This is a genomic window from Hyphomicrobium sp. NDB2Meth4 (assembly GCF_900117445.1).
Lineage (GTDB): Bacteria > Pseudomonadota > Alphaproteobacteria > Rhizobiales > Hyphomicrobiaceae > Hyphomicrobium_A.
Window position 1 is genome coordinate 1 of sequence record NZ_FPEJ01000002.1, and the last position, 1,219, is coordinate 1,219.

General features: G+C 62.3%; 1 protein-coding gene. It reads right to left on the reverse strand.

All coding sequences use genetic code 11. The features are described 5' to 3' along the window. Window positions 1-115: 115 nt before the first annotated feature. Complete coding sequence (locus NDB2M4_RS06095; protein WP_072371963.1) at window positions 116-1,144, reverse strand: IS110 family RNA-guided transposase; 1,029 nt, start codon at window positions 1,142-1,144, stop codon at window positions 116-118. Window positions 1,145-1,219: the final 75 nt, after the last annotated feature.

A 1,219-nucleotide genomic window follows, 5' to 3' on the forward strand; every position in this document is an offset into this window, starting at 1 on the left:
GGCGCCATGGGACGGATGGGTTTTGCTGATCCCGGTGGTCGACCGCTTACTGCATGACTTACCTTTTGCCCTCTCCAACCTCGTGAAGCGCGCCCCGTTGGGGCTCGCTCGTTCCTTATGCTGCGTGTGGCACTGGTTCGTGATACGAGCCGCCGCGTGTCATCAGCACCCAGGCAATCCGCGCCATCTTGTTGGCCAGAGCGACCGCGGCGATCTTGGTCGTACGCCGTTGCAACAGCTTGAGCAGCCAAGGGCGACGTGTGCCGTGTCGCTGGGCATAGCGGATCACGGCGAGACCGCCGACGACGAGAAGCCATCGCAGGTAGTGATCACCACGCTTCGATATCTTCCCGAGGCGCTCTTTGCCGCCGCTGGATGATTGCTTCGGCACTAGCCCGATGAAGGCTGCGAAGCTCCTGCCATTCTTGAAGGTGGCGGCATTGCCGACGGAGGCTACGAGCGCGCTGGCTGCAAGGGGTCCGATGCCGGGGATCGTTGCAAGACGCCTGCTCGCCGCGTTCGACTTGTGCCAGGCCAACACCTGCCGGTTGAGCTCGAGGATCTGCCCCTGTAGCAGGCAATACTGATCGACCAGGCACATCAACGCGCGGCGCGTCACCTCTGGAATGCGATCATCTTCGCCCGAGGCAATGATGGCGACCAGCCGAGACAATCCCATCCTCCCGATACTCTCGGTGATCCCGAACTCGGCGAGGTGTGCTCGGATCGTGTTGCCGATCCGCGTCCGATGCCTGATCAACATCGCTCGTGTCCGGTGCAGCACCAGAACACTTTGCTGCTCGACCGTCTTCGTCTCCGCGAACCGCATGTTCGGGCGGGTGACCGCTTCGCAGATCGCTTCGGCATCTGCCGCATCGTTCTTCTGTGTCTTCACGTAGGGCTTCACGTAGGCAGGTGGCATGAGCCGGACCTGATGGCCCAGCTTCGTGATCGTGCGGGCCCAGTGATGCGCGGTCGCGCAGGCCTCGACGCCGACGAGGCAAGGATCGAGCTTTGCGAAGAAAGCCTCGACCTGCCCGCGGCGAAGCTTGCGGCTGATGACCTTCTGCCCCTGAGCGTCGACGCCATGGGCGTGAAACACGTTCTTAGCGATATCGAGGCCGACCGTGACTGGCTGCACCATCTGACTTCCTCCATCTCTAGCCCGATAACCATACTGGTCGCTCGGGCCGGCTGATGGATGCCGTCCACAGCATCA